We start from the raw sequence: 19063 nt of genomic DNA on the forward strand, positions 1-19063 counted from the left end.
GTTATTCCTTTGTTATTTTTGTCTGCTCTAAAAAGTCTAAAATACTAGAAAAATTGTTTTTTTCGAAAAAATTATTAATTTCTTTAACAATTTTTGAAACAATTGCGGGATCCTTAAAATTATTTGTTCCGATTTGAACATAGTTTGCCCCAGCCACCAAATATTCTAAAACATCTTTAAAATTTTTTACTCCGCCGCAAGAAAAAATAGGAATGTTGTGTTTCTCTCGAACTTGTAAAATTTTTTTAATTAAAATTGGTTTTATAAAATCTCCAGAAAGACCCCCGTTAATTTGTGTTAGGCGGTTGTTTTCTCATAAATAGCAAGTTGCGGGCGCAGTGTTTGTGATAACAACTCCATCAAACTTTAATTGATCAATTTTTCGAATGTTTGAAAAAAAATTTTTGGAAAAAATACTAATTTTTGGGAATAATAATTTTTTTGTTTGTTTTTTAACAGCAAATAAAATTTCTTTTAAAATTTTTTTTTTATCTTCAATAATAATTTCGTTTGTGTTGGGACAACTAAGATTTAATTCATACCCAATCACAAAATCAAAATTTTCTAAAATTTCAAACATTGGAGCTACTTCTTCGACACTATTAAAAAATAAGCTAACAATTAGCTTTTTCGATGGATATTTTCGATTAAATAAATTTAGCTCTTTTGAAAAATTTAAAATTCCTGGATTTATTAATCCAATTCGATTGATAAATAAGTTATTTTCAAGAATTACACATTTTTTTTGATTAGTGGCAATTTTTTGATCAAGAGTAACTGTTTTTGTTACAAATATATCGAGAATGTTGTTTTCTGGTTCAAAAAAAAAATCAAAACCACTACCACCACAACCAGATGAGTTAAAAACCGGATAAGTTTTAAGTAAATTAAAAAAATTAATTTTTTGACTCATTTCTATATTTTAATTTAAATTTTTTTTAATTTGTTTTTATCATATGAGTTTTACAAATTTTAAAAGTTTTTTTATTTAAACTAACTGCGCATCCACTGCAAAATCCGCTATTGCAAAAAATTTCTTTGTCAAAAAGAAAAAAAATAATTTTTGATAAAGAAATTTGCATTTTTGACAAAGAAAAAAAGTCGTTTGAAGATAAAATTATAATTATTTGTTCGTTCTGTTCTAATAATTGTTGTAGTCCTTTTCATTTTATGAAAATTATATTTTTGTCTTTTCAAACAAAATTTTTATTAGAAAAAAAATAAATATTTTTTGGATTTAAATATTTTTTTATTTTTTGATAATAAATAATCTGATGGTTAAAAAAAATAATTTTTGAGTTTTTTGTTAAATATTGTCTTATTGTGTCGCATTCAATTTTTTTATTAACATAAATATTTTTTATATCTAAGGATAATTTTTTTTGATAATCTTGATAAACAAGAATTGATGAAAAAAAAGTATTTTTTAAAAAAACTAAATTTTTTGGAAAATCTTCTGGAAAAAATTTTCCGTTTATTGTGAAAAAAGCATTTTTTTTTGATTTAAAGCATTTTTTTACAAAAAAAAAGTAAAAGTTGTCAAAGACTTTTACCGTCTTTTTAACTTTTACTTTGAAAAATATTTTTTTTTCTTTGTTGAAAAAACTAAGAAACTTTTTTAGAAATTCGATTGTATATTACTCTTGGGTTTTCAGCGTTAATAATTTCTCTTCCAACAATAAAAAAATCAACATAATCTTTCATTGATTTTAAAAATTTTCTACCTTGAACTTGATCTTTGTTTTGGTTGTAAAAAAAAGATCCGGGGCAATAAAATGAAGCTTTTTCGTTAATTTTTTTTAATTTTTTTGCAACATCTGTAGAACAAACAAAATTTAAGTAACCTATTTTTGTAAGTTTTTCAAAATATCTCAATGAAGATTTGTAAAAAGAAGTTCTGTATATATCTTTTGTGTCGTTTTCATCCATTGATGTTAAAAGCAAAACAGCTAATAATTTATTTTTAAATTTTTTGTGAGCTAATTTTAAAGAATTAAGTCCACTACCACAATAAATTGTTAAGTAATCGATATGTTCTGAATTTAATTTTGAAATAATATTTTTTACTGTGTTTTCAGTATCACATATTTTTAAATCCAAAAATATTTTATAACCTTCATTTTTTAATTCTCTAATTAATTCCATGCCGTAAGTTAAAAAAAGTTGATAGCCAATTTTTAAAATTGGTTTTTCTACAAATTTCATTTTTTTCAAACAATTCATTAAAGATTCTTTATCTTCAAAATCACATGCAAAAATTAATCTGTTCATAACACTATTTTTTTCATTGGTTTTTTTCATAGTTTATATTTATATTTAACTTTGAAGGCTCAAAATTAAACTCCTTTTTAATATTATATTCATTTTTTTTTAATTGTATCAAAAAATCTTTAATTGACGCAAGTAAAGGTCTTAATAGAAGAAAGATTATAAAGATATTTAACATAAAACTGATAGAAACTAAAATATCGCTCATATCAAAAATACTTGACCCAATTCTTCCAATAATTGGGGAAAAAATACACGCAAGCATGGCAATTACGCGATATAGAATCACAATTTTATACCGTAGGGCTTCATTTTTTAAATTTTTTGTTAAAAATAAGACATTAAATTCAGCAATTAAAATTCCTCCAAGGGTGCAATTAATTGCAAAATAAAGAATAAATAAAGAAATAATAATACCCCCAACATTCATTCCTCAAATTTGCCAACTAAAAAGTTCTTGTAGTGTTAACCAGGTAAAGTACTCCGATGTGTGCCCGGCAAAATTACTGTTATTGCTAATAATTTTTGTATCATCTGAAAATTTATTTGCAAATTGAGATAAGTCGCCATTATAATTTACTATAAGCCCGATTGTAAAAATAAAACCAGAAAGAGAACAAAAAATTAATGTGTCAAAGAGAACACCAAAGCCTTGGGCAAGTCCTTGTTTTAAGGGGTGATCAATTTTTGCGCTAGCTGCAGCATGAGTTCCAGACCCTTGCCCTGCTTCATTTGAAAAAATTGATCTTTGTGCGCCAATAATAATAATTAAAAAAACTGAAGCGGCTAGGGGTCCTTTAATAATCCCGTTGCTATTAAATGCACTCGAAAAAACTATTTTAAAAAAATCTGGAAAATATTGAATGTATGAAAAAAAGATAACAAGCGCGAAAATAAGATACAAAATAATAAAAATTGGTGCTAGTTTTGAGGAAAAATTTATGATTCCTTTTACTCCTTTTAGCAAAATAAAAAAACCAATAAAAAGCCCGATAATTAAACATATTATTCAAGGAGTTGGTGCAAAAAAATCTGATAAGTTAGCATTTTCTCCAGAAATTGTAAATAAAGAGGTGTAAACAATTGAGTTGATATTTGCTGTTACAATAAAAAACCCTTTAGTAAAAATACTAATTATAGCATAAATTATTGCCAAAAAATAAAATTTTTTGGAAAGACCGTTGGTAATATAGTAAGAAACCCCACCAACATACATACCTTTTTCTTCAACATCTTTTTGCTTATAAATTTGTGCTAATACTGCTTCTGCAATTGCAATACCAACTAAAAAAATCCCAAAAATTCAAATTCAAAACATAATTCCGGGTCCACCGATAAAGATCCCATATCCAATCCCGATAATATTTCCGGTTCCAACTTTTGTAGCAACTGAAGTCATCACTGCAGAAAAATTAGATATTGAATTTTTTGACTTTCCACTTTTTAAATCAAAAAAGCATTTTGTCATTTGAACAATTCTTCTGAAATAAAAAGATTTAAAGACAATTGTAATAAAAGCGCAGGATAAAATAACAATTATGGCATAAATTGCCAAATATCACTGATATTCAGAAAAATAAAAATTTTGGTAAAAAAAGGAATTTTTCATAATTAAAAAAATAACATAAAATTAAAAAATTTAAATATTATAATATATTTTTATTTTTTTAAATTTATTTTTTAAACAAAAAAAATAAAATGTCGTCTTGTTGAACAATGTAATCTCTCCCAACAAATGAAAAAAGATTTTTTTCTTCAATTTCTTTTTCTGAGTGACAATTTTTCACTAAATTATAATTCGATCTTTTAGCTTTTATAAAATTATCACCAATATCTGTGTGGATTAAAAAAGCGCATTGCTTTGCTGTAGAACCCTTAGTGAAATTTCATGCCCGAACTTCATTTGCACCACATGTAAAAAAAAATTCAATATTTAAAACTTTTATGCCTAAATTTAAAATTTCAAAATAATTAAGTTTTTTTAGGGAAAACTCTTTCATCATAAAATTTAAATCTTCTTCGTTCTCTATTGAGGCCAAATCATATTCTGTCTTAAAGTCAACAAATATGGTAAAAAAATGATAATTTTGAGTCTTATTCAAAAATTCTCTCTCTAGTGCTTTTGATCTTTTTAAATAGTCAACGTTCCCAACGATAAAAAATTTTTTTAATGATAAAAAATTGTATTCCTTAATATTTTCCAATTCTTTTTCGGAAAAATTAATTTGATTTAATAATTTCCCGTCTTTTAAAAAAGATAATGCTTTTTTTAATGCATCTTTTTTTTCTTTTAATTGTGGTAAATGTTGATTTTTTTTTCATTTATTTTCTACTTTAAAAAAATTATCTTCACATTTTTTTAAGTCAGATAGAACTAGTTCAAAAGTTAAATCCTCAAAATCTCTTATCGGATTGATACTGTTTTCTACATGCAAGACATCTTTTGAGGGAAAAAATCTAATTACAAGCGCGATTGCGTTGCATTCGCTAATATGTGATAAAAATTTGTTCCCAAGACCCTTTCCTTCCGATGCACCTTTAATGAGACCAGCAATATCAATAAATTCAATATAGTTGTAAACTTTTTTTTTAGCGTTAAATATTTTTTGTAAATGATCGAGTTTTTCATTAAAAACTTCACAAACTGCAACCGAAGGGTCGATTGTTGCAAATGGATAGTTATTAATGTTTGCTGCTTTCTTTGTTAAAAGAGAAAAAAGGGTTGATTTACCAATATTTGGAAGACCAACGATACCAATTTTTAAATTCATTTATTGACTAATCTGCTCCAATTTTTTTTAGTATTCTAAAAAAGTCTTCTTTGTCGGCAAAGTTAATGATAATTTTTTTATTTTGCCTAATAGTAACCTTTGTGTCTAATAATTTTTTTAATTTTTTTGAATAGTAAGAAAAGTTTTCTTTTTTGTTTTCAACTAATTTTTTATTTTCTTGTAGTTTGTAACCATTAACGATATTTTCTACATTTCTAACCGACAACTTTTCATTAATAATTCTTTTGGAAATTTTTTTTATTAAATCATGATCTTTTAGCGAAAGAAGTGCTTTTGCGTGACCTTGAGAAATTTTATTTTCTAAGACTAGTTTTTGTGTTTCTTGTGGTAAATTTAAAATTCTCAAAACATTTGTAATGTAAGCTCTAGATTTTGCAAATTTTTTTGAAATTTGATCGTGGGTTAAATTTTTTTCTTCAAGAATTTTTTTATAAGCGATGGCTTCTTCTAAAGAATTTAAATTTTCTCTTTGAATGTTTTCAATAATTGCTGTTTCTCCAATATATTCATTTTTTTCTTCAAAAACAATCGCTTTGATAGTTCTTTTTTTTAGGAGTTTTACAGCTCTAAATCTTCTTTCGCCCGCAATAATAAAATATTTATCTTGTTCTTTTTTTAGGATAATAGGAGCAATTAGTCCGTATAACTTAATGCTTTCTGCTAGTTCTTCAATTTTTTTTTGATCAAAAATTTTTCTTGGTTGTAAAGGGTTTGAAAAAATTTTTTTAATATCAACCTCAAGAATTCTTTGATAATATTTTTTTTCAGAAAAAAATTTTTCTAATTCTAGTGAATTATTTTCAGTTTCTTCAAAAATATTATCAATTCCATCTCCTAAGTGTTTTTTACTTTTCATATTTTGATAAAATTTCCTTTGCAAGAATTTGATAACGAATTGCACCAATGCAATTTTTATCATATTGTGATATTGCTTTGCCAAAAGATTGAGCTTCAGATATTTTAACATTCCTTGGAATCGTTATTTCAAAAAGTTTTTCTTGAAACTTTTCTTTTACTTTACGATAAACTTGCCTTGAAAGAACGGTTCTTCCATCAAACATTGTGACAAATATTCCTAAAAGATCAAGTTTTTGGTTGTAATTTTTTTTTATTAGATTGATAAATGAAAGAATTTGTACAATTCCATCAAGAGAGTAAAATTCAGCTTGCATCGGAATAATTACGTTGTCTGAAGTAATTAAGGCATTTTTATTTAAAATTCCAAGACTTGGAGGACAATCAACAAGTATATATTCATAATTTGGGGCTACTTTTTCAATAATACTTTTTAATTTATAAATACCATTTTCATCTTCTTGTAAAAATGTTTCAATGGATGCCAAATTTATTGTTGCTGGAATTAAATCAAGATTTTTGGAAATATTTTTAATTACTTCTTCAAATTTAGCTCTGTCTGCTAATAGGTCAAAAGCACACTTTGATAGTTTGCTCTTTAAAAAACCAAGTCCAATTGTTGCGTGTCCTTGGGGATCTAAATCGAACAAGAGCGTTTTTTTATTAAGATTTGAAAATTCAAATGCTAAATTTATTGCAGATGTGGTTTTTCCAACCCCGCCCTTTTGATTAATTAAGGAAATAACTTTTGCCATAAACTTTATAAATTATAAATTGTTTATTTAAAGATTAAGAATAAATTGTAAAAAAACAAATAATTTATACAAAAAAACCACACTTTTAAAAGTGTGGTTTTTTAAAAAAGTAAGTTGAAAAAAAATTAATTTTCTGAAGTTATTTCTTCGTTAAAATATCTTTTTAGTAACCCAATTAAAGATTTACCATGTCTTGCTTCATCTCTTGCGATTTCATGAACCATATCGTGTAAATCATCATTTTCTTTTTTGGCTCAACAAGCAATTTCATATCTTATATGATTAGCCCCATTTTCGCCATGAATCATTTTTTTTAGATTTTCTTTTGTGCTTGGATATACCATTTCACCAATTGCTTCACAAAATCTAGAAGCGTGATCTGCTTCTTCAAAAGCAATTTTTTCAAAAATTCTACCAATTTCTGGATAGCCTTCGCGAAATGCTTGTCTAGACATTGCAAGATACATTCCAACTTCAGAAGTTTCAGCTTTAAAACAACCATCTAACATTTCTTTAATGTTTGCAGGGACATCTTTTGCAAAACCAATTCTATGTTCTGCAACTCATTTTAAAGGACCTTTTTCAGATGAAGATTCTGCGTATACACCACTATGTTCATCGGTAATTTCGTGAACATGCATTTTGTCTGCTCCGCAAACGGGGCAATTGCCATGCTCGTTGAAAATTGCTCCGCAAACTTTGCATTTAAATTTTTTCATTTTATAAATAGACCTCGAATTTATTTAAATTAAAAGGTCAAAGGTTGACCATATTATTATATCATTAATTTAAAATTATTTATTAACATTAAGTTTTATTTATTTAAAGTTAATTTTTTTCAATCTTTTATCAAAATATTCACATCTTCCAACCTTCGCTGAAGGCGTATTGTTGTTTTTAACAGCATCACAAGTAAAATCGCAAATATTTTTTAATAATGATCTTCCAACACCATATGCATCAACAGGTACGTTATTTTCTTCAAAATATTTAATTTTTTTTAGATTAAAACCACTACTAACAACAATTTTTATTTTTTTAAAATTATTTTCGTCTAATTTTTTTCTAAGAGCAAAAATTAATTCTGGATTAGTTCCTTTTAATTTAGATCTTTGAAAATTTTTATATTTTGGATTATTTAAAAAAAATTTATCAATTAGTTTTATTGAAGTGTCAACTCTAAAACCAGTTATTTTTCCCCTAAATTTTTTGGCAACTTTTAAAGCATCATCAATAACATTGTTGTTGTAGTCAATTAAACAAATAATTTTTTTATAAAATTTTAAATAATTTTCACATGATTTTAAAATATCTCCGTCGTTTAATTGAATAAAAGAGTGCGGGATAGAGCCGTATAGTGGCAATTTTTCATTAATTTTTTGAATTTCAGACTTTGAAGAAAATAATCTAATTCCGCCTACATATGCAGCATAACCATCATTTGGCTGATTTATATAGTGATCGCATCGATCTGCCATAAAAATAATATCTTTTTTTTTAGGTTCTAAATATTTTACAACTCAATAGCAATTTGTTGCGATAGAAGATTGGCGAGATAAAATACCATTGATAGTGTTTTCAAAAATTATTCCTTTGTAATATGTTGTTACTAGTTTTAAGACTGGGGTATTATTATTAATAATATCTCCATCTTTCAATGCATATACTTCAATCGATTTATCAACCATTTTTATAAGGTTGACTGCTTCATTTATCCCACAAAGGCAAACATTGTTGGTTCTTTGAAAATATTGAAAAGTTATTATATTGTCTAGATTTAAATTTTTTGCAACTTTTTGTGTTTCTAAAAAATAAGTTGATATATTGTTAAAAAATAATTTTAAATCAAAACACATGTGTAAAAATCTTTAAAAAATAGTTAAAATATTATAAATAAATTTATAGTTTTTTTATGAAAAATGTAAAAATTGTTGTGGATTCTTCTACTGGTTGAACAAAGAAAGAAGCTAAAGAAAGTGGTTTCTTTTATCTGCCACTTTGTATTAATGATATTTTTGAAAATAAAAGTTATTTGGATGATGGAGAATCAATAACAAAGTCGCAAATTCTTGAGTATTTAAAAGATAGCCGTTTAATAACATCTCAAAGTTCTGTTGGTTCAATTATTGAAGTGATGAATTCGTTTTCTGAAAATAATACGGTAGTTTTTGTTGTTATTCCAAAAAAAATTAGTAACCTTTACTTTACAATAAAAAACTTAATTTCAAATAAAAATTTAAAAAATTTTTTTGTAATTGACAATAGTTTTGTTTCTGCTCCGCTAATTTATTGTTTAAAGTATATCAAGAAATATATGGAAAACTTTGAAAGTGTTGAAGAGATTCAATATTTTTTTGATTATGTAAATAAAAAAAATTCTGTTTTTTTCGCTGTTAATGATATAAGGTATTTAAAAAATGGTGGCAGAATCAACTGGGGGGTTGCAAAAATTATTTCTTCATTAAATATTGTGCCTGTTTTAGAAATGAAAAATGGAGAAATTGTAAAAAAAGGTGTTTGCAAAAATATTAATTCTTTTGTCCAAAAATATGTTATTTCTAAAATAAAAAGATCTGATAGTGTTATTTTTATTTCCTCTTACAACGAAGATGATTCTTTAGTTTTGAATACAAAAAAGAGAATAAAAGACAAACTACCAAACATTCAAATTATATTTTTTTCTTTGCCAAATACAATAATGATACATACAGGGCCAAAAATGATTGGGTTTTGAATACCAAGAAAAATAAAAATTGTAGATGTTTTTTAAATATTAAGAGGAAATAACCTGAGAGCCTTTTCACAATCTTCCATCTAATCCATTTGTTCAAGGTTTAAACATCAACCAGAATAAATATATCTATGTAAATCAAGATGGGTGCTATTGCCTTATGTCATGAAAGAAGCGTCAAATGTTTACTTACATAACCAGCTCCGTTTTCCCTATAACTTATGTTCGTAAACTTTTTTACAAGCTTGAAATAAATACTCTTTTGTGTTAAACGTCATTTTTTTATTTTTTACAAGGTATTCGGTATGTGGTTTTATAATAAATAAACCGCAACATATTCACATATCAAACGCAAGATCAAAAGTAATTTGACTGTGAGAATTAATACAATTAATTAAGTCGTTGTCACTTATCAACAATCTTCAATCTGATCATTGATCGTATGATGTGTATGCCTTAACGCGCCTTCTTTCTTTGAGTTAAATTCTATAGTCGCTTTGTACGGTAAGGCTTTATCTTCTATTTTTGGTAAGCTTTTTGAATTTTTTTAAAATTGTTGTACCCAACTCTCAGAAAATATCAGACACGAGATACCATAAAAAAACGTAGAAGCAATATAGGGAACGGCAAGGCCAAGCGTTAGTCCTAGCCCCATAAACTTTCACCCGAACTCTCCTTTTTGTGCCCCTAATGTTGTCACACATGGAATAGTTAAAAGTAAAAATACACAGTAAGAAATTGCTTGTGGTTTGGTTATTAAAGCGTGAGATAGTTTTTCTGTAAGGGAACTATCAGCAGTGCTGTTTGTAGTTCCTAAAAGCCCATCAAGCCAATGCCAAGGAAGCAACGAAATAAAAATATTTTTAATATTGTCTAAAGAATTATGTAAAAATCCAGAAAAATTAAGAACATCTTTTTTTTCATCTAAATGATATAAAACTGCAAGAGCGCCAATTGCAGTTTCTTTTGCAATAATTGCTGGAAAAATTGCAATAATAAACTCTAAGTGATTTCAAAATCCTAATGGATAAAAAATATATTTTAATCCTTTGGCAATTTCTTCAATAATTGATGTATTGTTGGATGTGACTGGTTCATTTAATAATCAAAGAATAATACAAGAAAATAAAATAATTCCTGATGCCTTTTTTAAGTATCCTTTGGCATAAATTCCTGATGTTGTTAAAATATTTTTTATTCTTGGTCTTACATAATTTGGTAGGGAATTAACATCAACTGATGAAATAAATATTCTTGATTTTTTTCTAATAATAATATTTACAATGTATGCAAGTAATAGTGTTGTAAATATTCCTAAAAAATATAAAAACAATAAAAAATATGCCCCAGAATTATAAAAAAATGCTGATGCAAATAAGACAAAAACTGCAAGTCTGGCACTACATGGAATAAAAGGTACAACAAGCGCTGTTATTCAGCGGGTTTTCTTGTCTTTTATTGCCCTAGTTGCATAAATACTTCCAACATTACAGCCAATTCCTAAAACTAATGGAAAAATTGCTTCTCCATTTAATCCAACTTTTTTAAAAAGCTCATTTAAAATAAATGCCATTCTTGCCATATATCCGGTCTGTTGTAGGATGGCAACAAAAAAATATAAAACAAAAATTATTGGAACAAAAGTGATAACTGTCCCTGCCCCACTAATTACCCCTTCAACAATAAAACGTTCAAGAAAATTATTTTTAATTGCAGTTTGTAAATATCCACCAAGCAATCCATTAATTAAATCGTCGACAATATTTTTAAGTGGATTTGCAATATTAAATACCAAAATAAACATTAAAGAAAAAGTAAGAATTAAAATTGGTAGTGCAAGGAAGCGGTTTAAAACAATTTTGTCAATTTTTATTGTAGTTGTGGTAACTTTTGAAACTAATTTGTTGATCTTTAAATTTAAAAAAACATTGTTGATGAATTTAACTCTTTTTTGAAAAATATAATTTGCTAAGTAATTACCAGTTTCATTTGCAAAATTTTTTTGAATAATATTTAATTTGGTTTTATCAAACTTTTCAATTTTTAGATGATCAAAATAGTGTTTATTATTTTCCATAATTCTAGAAGCATAAAAATTTAAAGTAAATTCATCTTCTTTTTGATTTATTGCTTGAAGAATTCGCTGTTTTTTTAAGTCATTTATAATTTCGTTTTTTGCAAAAGATAAATGGTTATCATAAAAAAGAAACTCTTTTTTTTGATCTGTTTTTTCTTTTTCTTCAAAATATTTTTCAACAAAGGGAAAAAATTTATCAATATTTTTTTCTTCTAATGCAGAAACTGTAAGAACTTTTGTCTGAAAAAAAAGTTCTAGTTTTTTAACATCAATGTCTTTAAAATTTTTTTCAATAATATCTAGGTGATTTACAACAATAACAAAGTTTGCGTTAATTTCTCTTAATAGTTGAGTTAAATAAAGTCCTTTGTTTAGGTTGCTACCATCAATAACATTAATGATTAGATCGTATTTATTTTCTTCAATTGTGTGACAAGTAATTTTTGTATCAACTGAAGTTGGATTAAAATCATAAATTCCTGGAGTATCAATAATTTCGTAGTTTGTATTGTTAAAGTTAGAATGAACAATTTTTTTTCCTATTGTAACCCCGTGCCAGTTTCCTGTCATGCAAACAAATTTTTTTACAATTGCGTTAATTAACGAGCTTTTGCCACAATTTGGATTACCCAAAAGAATGATTTTTTTTTTATTAATAAGATCTTTATTCAAGATAAAATATTAATATCTTAAAAAAAATATTAATAAACTTCTACTGATTTGCAGGCTTCTTTGGAAAAAGTAACAATTGAGCCGTTAACTAAAAATGCTCTTGGAAAGCTAAATGGTGAGGTGTGTAGGTAGGTAATATTTGAGTTTTCTGTAACTCCATGAAAGAAAAAAGAAGAGTTTGATTCAGTCAAAACAATTTTTTTAATTTTTTTTGTTTGACCTTTTTTTAATGATAATAAATTCATTTAATTTAATTAAATAAAGTTTCTACTATTTTTTAAAATAAAACCTTTTGTAAAGTTATTATAAAATAAAAAATAAAAAATAAATTTAAAACTTTTTATAATTTCTAAAAATACTTAACTAAAAAAGAAAAGAGCAAAAAATGGATAATAAAGAAATAAAAAATATTTTGATGAATCTAACAACCAACACAAAAAAGGGCGAAAAAGTTAATTATTTAAAAGAAAATATTAAATTAATAGAAGAATTAGATTTAAGTGAAAACGATATTTTTGCTATTATTGGTTTATCAAAAGATTGATATGAAGAAAAAAAAGATATTTTAAAATTTTCAAGTAATTTAGATGAAATTTTAAAGCACTGTAATAAAAAATAATTTTAACTCTTTGAATTTCTTTTTTGTTTAAAAAAATTTTTTATTAAATTACTACTCTTCTCTTCAAATAAAGATATCTTATTTAATAAAAATAATTGGTCGAACATTTTATTTTCTTTTAGTAAATAAAAATTTTTATAAATACTAAATTTATAATTTTCACAACAAAAAAAAATATTTTTTATTCCAAAATTAATTAATGCCCCATAACACATCATGCATGGTTCCATGGTAACAAAAAAAATATAGTTTTTTCGTTCTTTTTTTGGTATTTGTAACTTTTCTAATTTTTTTAATGCAATAATTTCTGCATGATTAAAGATGCTGTTTTTTTTGCCATTGTTGTGAGTTTTTAAAATTATTTTGTTATTTAATAAGACGACACAACCAACTGGTAGCAATTTTTTTAATTGTGCTTTATTTGCTTCTTTTAAAGCGGCTTTCATAATTTTTAAGTAACAAAGCATTTTTTAATTTAATTTTTTTATAGATAGAATTTAAATTAAATTAAAAAAATAGTCGCACATAAAATACGTTTTTAAGGCTGCTTTTTTTCAAACCTGACCTGATTTAAAACTTTTTTATTGCGACTACAAATTTATTATATAAAAAATTTAATTAAATAAAAATTTTTTTAAAGCTTTAGGTAATATGATTGTTTTATTGTCTTTTTGGTGATTTTCAATAATTGCTGCCATTAGTCTTTCTATTGGCAATGCAGAACAATTATAAGTATATACATATTCTTTTTTTTCGCTAGAAGTTAAATACTTAATGTTTGATCTTCTAGATTGATAATCAGTACATAAAGAACATGAAGCAATTTCTACATATTTTTCTTGTGATGGCATTCAAACCTCAACATCATATGTTTTTGCAGAACTGATTCCCAGTTCTTTTCTAGTTAATTCAATAATTCTATAAGGTAAATTTAATAAGTCTAATAAATTTGTTGTGTTTTTTACTAAAAATAAAAAATTTTCTTCAACATTTTCTTGTTTAGTAAATAAAAAAGTTTCAATTTTTCCAAACTGATGAAGTCTTATTAATCCTTTTGTGTCTTTCCCGGCAGCACCTGCTTCTTTTCTAAAACATTCAGTATATGTACAAATTTTTTTTGTTGTAAAATTTTTATCAAAACAAGTGTGAACAAATAAATTTAATATTTGAACTTCGCCAGTTGGTGATAGATATTTGTTTAATGATGTTTTAAAAAGATTCGTTCTAAATTTTGGTAGTTGTCCGCTATTAACTAGACCAATTTCATTTAATAAGTAAGGAAAAGAATAAAATTCAAAATTATTTTTAATATTGTTAGATATTAAAAAGTTTATTAAACCTTGGCGTAATGTTGCTCCAAATTTCTTAAAAACAACAAATCTAGAACCATATATATTGTTTGTGTTTTTAGATTGTATTCAATTATTTATTTTTAAAAAATCGTCGTGATGAATTACACTGTTTTTTTCTTTTTTTAAAAAATTGTTTTCAGAAATTACAATATAATTACAATTTTTTTTTGTAATTGGCGATGTTTCACGTGGAACATTTGGTGCTTTTATTCATAAGGCAACAAATAAATCTTCTGCTAGTTTTTTTTTATTAGCAGTTTCTTTAAATTTTTCTTTTAAATATTTTAATTTAATTTTTTCATCGTCTGTTAAATTAAGATATTTTTTAGATAAATTATTAATTTCACTTTTTAACGATTCTCATTCAAACAAAAATTTTTTAAAATCTCTATAGCTATTAAGTAATTTTAAAGATTTTTTTTTAGAAAAGCCTCTAGATAACAATAGTGAAGAATATTTATTAAAGTCTTTTTCAAAATCTTTAATTGATATCATTTTAATTTAAATAACAATAAGAAACTTTTTCTTTATTTTTTAAATTTACTAAAATAACGCCTTTAGATAACTTACCTTTTACTTTTCTAATTTCTGATAAATTAATTCTTATCGTTTTGTTATTTGTTGTCACAATTAGTAATTCTTCTTCATTATTAATTAAAAATAAGGAAATTAAATTTCCATTATTTTTTCTATCTTTAATAACATATCTACCGGTTGCGCGTCGATTTGTATGTTTTATTATGCTTGCAGAAAAAATTTTTCCATACCCTTTATCTGTAACAGATAGTAATTGGCATTCTGGCTCAGAAGATCGAGTGACAGAAACAATTTCATCGCCTTCTGATAGTTTTAAACTTAAGTTACCATAAGTAGCGTTTGTAGATCTTGTTGGAATGTCTTTTGTAAATAATTTAATAACTTTACCAAATAATGAACCAATAATAACTTCATCTCCATCGTTTATCAATAAAGAAGTTAAAAGATTATCATTGTCTCTTATTTTAATAACTCTTTTGCCAGACTTGTAAATTTTGATTAAATTTTTTAATAAAATTTTTTTTAAAAGTCCTTGTTTTGTTATTAAAAATAAATATTTATCTTCAGAATCTTTATCGAAATTAGTAATATCAACAACTTTTTCATCTTTTTTTATAAAATTAAAATAATTTGCAAAAGATTGACCTCTAGAAGTTCGTAAACTTTTATTAATTTCATAAGCCTTTTTTTGAAAAATATAACCCATATTAGATAAAAAATAAATGTTATCTAAGTTATTAGCAACAATAAATTTTTTAATGTTGTCTTCAGATAATGAATTTAAAATAAAAGTACCAACACCTCCACGATGTTGTAACTTAAATTCATCAATTGAAGTTTTTTTTATGTAATTAGAGTTTGATATTGAAATAATAACTTTTTCATTTTTTATTAAAGACTCAATATTAATTGGTTTATATTCACCACTTATTTTTGTTTGTCTTTCGCGACCATATAAATTTTTAATGTTTTCTAAACTTTTACAAATGTGATTATCTAGGCTTGTTTCTGTTTCCAAAATTTTATCAATTTTTTCAATTTCTTTAATTGTTTTGTCTAATTCTGATTGAATATTATTAATTTCTAATTTTGTTAATCTTTGAAGTTTTAATTCCAAAATTGCAATAACTTGAACCTCAGAAAAACTAAATCTTTCAATTAAATTAATTTTTGCATTTTTTACATCATTTGAGGATTTAATAATTTTTATAACTTCATCAATATTGTTTAAACAAATTAGAAATCCAGATAAAATTTCTTTAGTCTTATTTAATTTTGATAATTCAAAATTTAATTTTTTTAATTCTATTTCTTTGCGAAAAATAAAATAATCTTGAAAATAAGTTAATAAGTTGTATTTAATAGGAACATTATCTTTTATTGCTAAAAAATTAAAATAATGCATTTCTTGTAGTGGAGTATGAGAAAAAAGTTTATTTTTTAATATTTCTAAATCATATTCTGGATTAAAATTACTTTTAAGTTCCAAAACAATTCGAATTCCTTCAAAATTACTCTCATCACGAACATTATTAATTTCAGTAACTTCTTTGCTTGTAATTAAAAGATTAATTTTTTCAATTATTTTTAATTTATTAACTTGATAGGGAATTTCATCAATAATTAAAGAGTAGTGTGATGAAGATTTTTCTAATTTTATATTTCCTTTTAAAACAATTGTACCAACACCATTTTTATAAATATCTGTTACGTTTGTTTTAAATAAAATTTCACCTTTAGTTGGAAAATCTGGCCCTTTTATAAAATTTAATAAATTTTCAATACTACAAGTTGTTTTATTTTTTATATAGTAAATAAAAGCATCAATAACTTCGTTTAAATTGTGGGGTAGGATAGAGGTTGCCATTCCAACTGCAATACCTAAAGATCCATTAATAATTAAATAAGGAAAAAGTGTTGGCAGTAATTTTGGTTCGTCTTCAGTATTATCATAGTTTTTTACAAAATCAACTGTGTCTTTTTCCAAATAACTAACTATTTCAGTAGCAATTTTATCTAATCTAATTTCTGTATAACGCATTGCAGCATAAGAATCGCCGTCAATTGAGCCAAAGTTTCCGTGCCCATCAATAAGAGTATGATTAATATTAAATGGTTGTGCCAATTTTACAATAGCTTCATAAATTGATGAATCTCCATGGGGGTGATATTTACCAATTACTTCACCAACAATTCTTGCAGATTTTTTATATGAAGAATTATAAAAATTTTTAAGATTATACATTGAATAAATAATTCTTCTAACTACTGGTTTAAAACCATCCCTAACATCTGGAATAGTTCTTCCAATAATTACACTCATAGAGTAGTTTAAAAAAGATTTTTTTACTTCTTCGTTGATTAACTTAGTTTCAATTTTCATAAATTTAAATATCTAAATTAGTTACAAGATTTAAATTTTTGTAAATAATTTTTTTTCTTTCATCAACTTTTGTCCCCATTAGTTGAGAAAATAAATGTTCTGTTTCCAATTCATTTGAAAGATAAATTTTTTTTAAAATTCTTTTTTCTGGATCCATTGTTGTTTCTCAAAGTTGTTTTGCATTCATTTCCCCTAAACCCTTGTATCTTTGAATATTAATTTTTTTATTTTTATTTTCTTTTAAAAATATATTCAATTCTTCATCTGAATAAAAATAATTAATAGATTTACCAATTGTTACTTTAAATAAAGGAGGATTTGCAATATAGATATGTCCTTCTTCAATTAAATTTTTCATAAATTTAAAAATAAATGTTAATAATAAAATTTTTATGTGTTCACCATCTACATCTGCATCTGTCATAATAATAATTTTTGAATATCTAAGTTTAGCAATATCTAATTCTTCTCTAATACCACAGCCAATAGATTTAATTAAATTTATAATCTCTTCATTATTTAAAATTTTGTTTAAATGTTTTTTTTCTACATTTAAAACTTTACCTTTTAAGGGAAGAATTGCCTGAATATGACGATTTCTAGCAAATTTTGCATTTCCTCCAGCAGACTCACCTTCAACTAAAAAAAGTTCTGTTTTTGTATTATCTGATAAAGAACAATCTGAAAGTTTTAATGGTAAATTTAAAGAATTAATTTGTTCTTTTTTGAATTTTAATTCTTTAATTTTTTTTATTTCAGTTCTAATTTGTGCATTTTCTAAAACTTTATCAACAATAGCTTTTGAATTTTTAAAATCAGCATCCAAAAACTCTTTAAAATATTTACTTACAGAATCATAAATTGGTTTTTTAATTTCATTATTTGAAATTTTAAACTTTGTTTGTCCTTCATATTTAGGATTAAAAATTTTTAAAGAAAAAATAACATTTAATCCAGAAAAAATATCTTCTCTTGTAATTGTTAAATCATTTTTATTTAAATTTTTTGATTTTATATAGTAATAAATTGTTCTATAAATAGCATTTAAAAAACTATCAATATGTGTTCCGCCATCTTTTGTTAAAATATTGTTACAAAATGAAAAAACGTTAGTATCAGAATCTGAAAAATATTGAATAACAAATTCAATATTAATATTATTTTTTAAATATTCTTTAAAAAAAATAGAAGAAATAGCAATTTTATTTTTATTTATTTCTTTAAAATAATCAATAATTCCATTCTCATAAAAAAAAATTTCTTTAGAATCTTTTATTCTGTCATAAAAGGAAATTTTAGTTTTTTTATTTAAAAATGAAAGTTGTTTTAATCTTTCTTTAATAATTTCAAAATTAATTTTTACTTCTTCATCAAAATATCTAAAATCTGGTTGAAAAATTACTTTTGTACCATTTAAATTAGTATCACCAATTTTTTTTAAAGAAAAAATATTTTTTCCATTATTTTCAAATTTTTGAAAAAAAATAGAATTTTCTCGATAAACATAAACTTCAACAAAATTACTTAAGGCATTAACAACAGAAGCTCCAACTCCATGTAAACCACCACTAACTTTGTAAACATTATTTTCAAATTTTCCACCACTATGTAAAAAATTAAAAATTGTTTCAATGGTAGTTTTTTTAGTTTTTTCATTAATTCCTACAGGAATACCTCTACCATTATCAAAAACAGAAATAATATTATTATCAAATGCTTCAACTTCAATGACATTTGCAAAACCAGCTAATACTTCATCAACTGAATTATCAATAATTTCTCATACCAAATGGTGAAGACCAGAAATACCAGTATTACCAATATACATACTAGGTCTTTTTCTTACAGGTTCTAACCCTTCTAAGACCTTGATATTATCATCTGTATAATTTACAGTGATTTCATCATATTTTTTTTCTTTTTTTTGTTCCATTTTTATTAATATAATTTTAACTTATTTTTTATAAGTTTTTATATAAATTTTAATAAAAATAATAATGATTAATATATTTTTTATGATAA

The 19063-nt window shown here is 24.4% G+C and carries 17 protein-coding genes and 1 other RNA gene; 3 read left to right on the top strand and 15 right to left on the bottom strand.

Annotation, left to right across the window (positions count from 1 at the left end; translation table 4 throughout):
• Position 1: 1 nt before the first annotated feature.
• Positions 2 to 913, bottom strand: a complete 912-nt coding sequence (locus JTY60_RS00290; RefSeq protein WP_434414658.1) for a HisA/HisF-related TIM barrel protein — start codon at positions 911 to 913, stop codon at positions 2 to 4.
• A gap of 110 nt (positions 914 to 1023) precedes the next feature.
• Here JTY60_RS00290 and JTY60_RS00295 point away from each other — a divergent pair, with 110 nt between their 5' ends.
• A complete protein-coding gene (locus JTY60_RS00295; RefSeq protein ID WP_434414659.1) occupies positions 1024 to 1224 on the top strand; it encodes a hypothetical protein in 201 nt (66 codons plus the stop codon).
• 381 nt (positions 1225 to 1605) lie between these two features.
• Here the strand turns inward: JTY60_RS00295 and pyrF are convergent, their stop codons facing one another.
• The 7 genes from pyrF to JTY60_RS00330 all read right to left on the bottom strand — a co-directional run bounded on the left by pyrF (position 1606) and on the right by JTY60_RS00330 (position 8526).
• On the bottom strand, positions 1606 to 2271 hold the full coding sequence (pyrF, locus tag JTY60_RS00300) for an orotidine-5'-phosphate decarboxylase (RefSeq protein WP_434414660.1): 666 nt from the start codon (positions 2269 to 2271) through the stop codon (positions 1606 to 1608).
• 4 nt (positions 2272 to 2275) lie between these two features.
• The gene (locus JTY60_RS00305; protein WP_434414661.1) at positions 2276 to 3877 is read right to left on the bottom strand and encodes an alanine:cation symporter family protein; all 1602 of its coding nucleotides are present in this window, start codon (positions 3875 to 3877) and stop codon (positions 2276 to 2278) included.
• Between the two features lie 64 nt (positions 3878 to 3941).
• Positions 3942 to 5039 (bottom strand): redox-regulated ATPase YchF, encoded by a 1098-nt coding sequence (gene ychF, locus JTY60_RS00310; RefSeq protein ID WP_434414662.1) that lies wholly within the window; start codon positions 5037 to 5039, stop codon positions 3942 to 3944.
• Positions 5040 to 5046: 7 nt separating this feature from the next.
• Entirely contained in the window at positions 5047 to 5916 is an 870-nt protein-coding gene (locus JTY60_RS00315) for a ParB/RepB/Spo0J family partition protein (protein WP_434414663.1), read from the bottom strand.
• Positions 5906 to 6670: a ParA family protein gene (locus JTY60_RS00320; protein WP_434414664.1), complete on the bottom strand. Its 765-nt coding sequence runs from the start codon at positions 6668 to 6670 to the stop codon at positions 5906 to 5908. Before JTY60_RS00320 ends, JTY60_RS00315 begins: the two co-directional genes overlap by 11 nt.
• A gap of 125 nt (positions 6671 to 6795) precedes the next feature.
• Positions 6796 to 7389, bottom strand: a complete 594-nt coding sequence (locus tag JTY60_RS00325; protein ID WP_434414665.1) for a ferritin family protein — start codon at positions 7387 to 7389, stop codon at positions 6796 to 6798.
• 99 nt (positions 7390 to 7488) lie between these two features.
• On the bottom strand, positions 7489 to 8526 hold the full coding sequence (locus JTY60_RS00330) for a nicotinate phosphoribosyltransferase (RefSeq protein WP_434414666.1): 1038 nt from the start codon (positions 8524 to 8526) through the stop codon (positions 7489 to 7491).
• Positions 8527 to 8582: 56 nt separating this feature from the next.
• On the opposite strand from JTY60_RS00330, the gene JTY60_RS00335 reads away from it, so the two are divergent.
• Entirely contained in the window at positions 8583 to 9440 is an 858-nt protein-coding gene (locus JTY60_RS00335) for a DegV family protein (protein WP_434414667.1), read from the top strand.
• Between the two features lie 508 nt (positions 9441 to 9948).
• Here JTY60_RS00335 and feoB read toward each other — a convergent pair.
• Together feoB and JTY60_RS00345 are read right to left on the bottom strand one after the other, a co-directional pair.
• On the bottom strand, positions 9949 to 12150 hold the full coding sequence (gene feoB, locus JTY60_RS00340; protein WP_434414668.1) for a ferrous iron transport protein B: 2202 nt from the start codon (positions 12148 to 12150) through the stop codon (positions 9949 to 9951).
• A 29-nt stretch (positions 12151 to 12179) separates the two neighbouring features.
• Complete coding sequence (locus tag JTY60_RS00345; protein WP_434414669.1) at positions 12180 to 12395, bottom strand: hypothetical protein; 216 nt, start codon at positions 12393 to 12395, stop codon at positions 12180 to 12182.
• A 140-nt stretch (positions 12396 to 12535) separates the two neighbouring features.
• On the opposite strand from JTY60_RS00345, the gene JTY60_RS00350 reads away from it, so the two are divergent.
• Positions 12536 to 12769, top strand: a complete 234-nt coding sequence (locus tag JTY60_RS00350; protein ID WP_434414670.1) for a hypothetical protein — start codon at positions 12536 to 12538, stop codon at positions 12767 to 12769.
• 2 nt (positions 12770 to 12771) lie between these two features.
• Here the strand turns inward: JTY60_RS00350 and JTY60_RS00355 are convergent, their stop codons facing one another.
• The 5 genes from JTY60_RS00355 to JTY60_RS00375 all read right to left on the bottom strand — a co-directional run bounded on the left by JTY60_RS00355 (position 12772) and on the right by JTY60_RS00375 (position 18974).
• Positions 12772 to 13215 (bottom strand): nucleoside deaminase, encoded by a 444-nt coding sequence (locus JTY60_RS00355; RefSeq protein WP_434414671.1) that lies wholly within the window; start codon positions 13213 to 13215, stop codon positions 12772 to 12774.
• A gap of 64 nt (positions 13216 to 13279) precedes the next feature.
• Positions 13280 to 13365, bottom strand: an RNA gene (ffs, locus tag JTY60_RS00360) — signal recognition particle sRNA small type.
• A gap of 18 nt (positions 13366 to 13383) precedes the next feature.
• Positions 13384 to 14616 carry a serine--tRNA ligase gene (gene serS, locus JTY60_RS00365; RefSeq protein WP_434414672.1) on the bottom strand — a complete coding sequence of 411 codons (1233 nt, stop codon included), beginning with the start codon at positions 14614 to 14616 and terminating at the stop codon, positions 13384 to 13386.
• Between the two features lies 1 nt (position 14617).
• Complete coding sequence (locus tag JTY60_RS00370; RefSeq protein ID WP_434414673.1) at positions 14618 to 17041, bottom strand: DNA topoisomerase (ATP-hydrolyzing); 2424 nt, start codon at positions 17039 to 17041, stop codon at positions 14618 to 14620.
• A gap of 4 nt (positions 17042 to 17045) precedes the next feature.
• On the bottom strand, positions 17046 to 18974 hold the full coding sequence (locus JTY60_RS00375) for a DNA gyrase/topoisomerase IV subunit B (protein WP_434414674.1): 1929 nt from the start codon (positions 18972 to 18974) through the stop codon (positions 17046 to 17048).
• Between the last annotated feature and the right edge of the window lie 89 nt (positions 18975 to 19063).

It is taken from the genome of symbiont of Argiope bruennichi, assembly GCF_051094275.1.
Taxonomy (GTDB): Bacteria; Bacillota_I; Bacilli_A; order Mycoplasmatales; family SG1.